This window comes from [Clostridium] fimetarium, assembly GCF_900111235.1.
GTDB lineage: Bacteria > Bacillota > Clostridia > Lachnospirales > Lachnospiraceae > Clostridium_N > Clostridium_N fimetarium.
Genome location: NZ_FOJI01000046.1, coordinates 1 through 1,694, shown reverse-complemented (window position 1 = coordinate 1,694; position 1,694 = coordinate 1). Strand labels below are relative to the sequence as shown.

The 1,694-nt window shown below is 37.0% G+C and carries 1 protein-coding gene; it reads left to right on the top strand.

Features of this window, described 5'->3' with window-relative positions:
* Positions 1 to 158 precede the first annotated feature (158 nt).
* Positions 159 to 1,640 (top strand): hypothetical protein, encoded by a 1,482-nt coding sequence (locus BMY18_RS20640; protein ID WP_092458516.1) that lies wholly within the window; start codon positions 159 to 161, stop codon positions 1,638 to 1,640.
* The last annotated feature ends 54 nt before the right edge of the window (positions 1,641 to 1,694 follow it).

Here is a 1,694-nt window from a genome sequence, read left to right as displayed (position 1 = left end):
ATAACTTCTCGGAATCTCCAGCCCTTATTCTATAAGGGTTTCAACTCCTATATTTTAAAAATCACCCACTTTTTTATCGAAAACGCTTGACAAATAGTCAAAAAAAATTCGGCAAAGCCAATTGATTATATTAACTAATTTCAATTGGAGGCGATTTAATGTTACCTATTATTTCTGGTGGTCATTCCACCTATCAAGATACTTTCGTATCTGATCTTTTGATTTATTATCCTGAGCCATTTGTCCTGTCAAAGCAGACTTGGAATACAATTATTGAATTCTGGCACTTGGATTTATCACTTACTGACACTTTCATGCAAGACTATTATTCTAAGTTTGGACCAGCTCCAAGAACCCCGTCATGCATGCTCCGTTCCTATCTTTTATCAATAAAGCTAAAAGTCACTTCTATTACTGTTTGGGTTTCTATGTTAAAAGAGTGTCCTTTGTATGCAATTTTAAGTGGTTTTCCTGCAAATGATACTCCTGGAATTGGTACTTTCTATGACTTTTTTGACCGCATGTGGCTTTCTGATTCTAATAATCTTTCTCCAAACGAAAGATTTGTGAAACCTAAAGTCAAAAAGGGTAAAAAGCACGGTGATAAAACGCCGACTAACACTGGTACCATCAGCTCTAGGTTACTTCCCTTTTTAGTTCGTAATCCAATTAAATGTAACCATTCTTTTGGACTTATTTTTAAACTTTACCAACATCAATTCCTTAATATTTCTGTGATAAATGGACTGATTAATCCGTCACATCTTGCGATTGCTGGCGATGGTACACCTGTTAGAACAGCTGCTCGTATACGTAGAAAGCGTATCTGTAATTGCAAAGAGAATGGTATTCTCAAATGTAATTGTAAGCGTTTATTTTCCCAACCCGACTGCAATGGCGGTTGGGATTCTTCTCGTGACTGCTACTTTAATGGTTATCATCTATACATGTTTGTTGCTTCCGATTCCCATAGTGATTTGCCTATTTTTCCACTACTTGAGCGTGCTTCTCGACACGATATGCTTTCATTTCTACACAGCTTCTTTGCCATGAAATCTTATCTTCCCCAGTTTAAGGTAGAAAAGATGTTGCTTGACTCTGCTATGGATGCTTTTCCTGTCTACGATTATTGTCGCAAGCAAGGAATCATTCCTTTTATTGATTTACATAAAACAAACAATAGTAACTACATATACAAAGATGATTTCACGCTTGATAAAGATGGTGTTCCTATCTGTAAAATGGGCTTACGCATGTACCACGATGGTATTGAAAAAACAAAACATCGCGCTAAATTTAGATGTCCTAAAGCTGACCGAAACAGAGGATGTTTTTGTGAAACGCCCTGTTCTGATGCAAAGTACGGAAGAACTGTACATACACAACTAAAAGATGATCCGAGATTAATTAACATACCGCCAAGAGATAGTAAGGAATGGAAAAAAGAATATGATAGAAGAACTTCTGTGGAACGTTCTAACAAACGCGAGAAAGAGGATTATAAATTAGAAGGCGGCAGACACCGTTCATCTAAGATGTGGTACTGCCGCCTCTACGCAATCATGATGCTTCAACATCTTGATGCATGGGAAATGCCATCTGTAGAGGCATTTCAAAAAACATTTAAGCTGACCGCTTAATGTCCATAAGGACAATACCTATTTTAAGGCATAACTTGCGTTATGTCTATTTCT

Coding starts and splice junctions, on each gene's coding strand:
- BMY18_RS20640 (WP_092458516.1), top strand. CDS start 159: ATGTTACCTATTATTTCTGGTGGTCATTCCACCTATCAAGATACTTTC.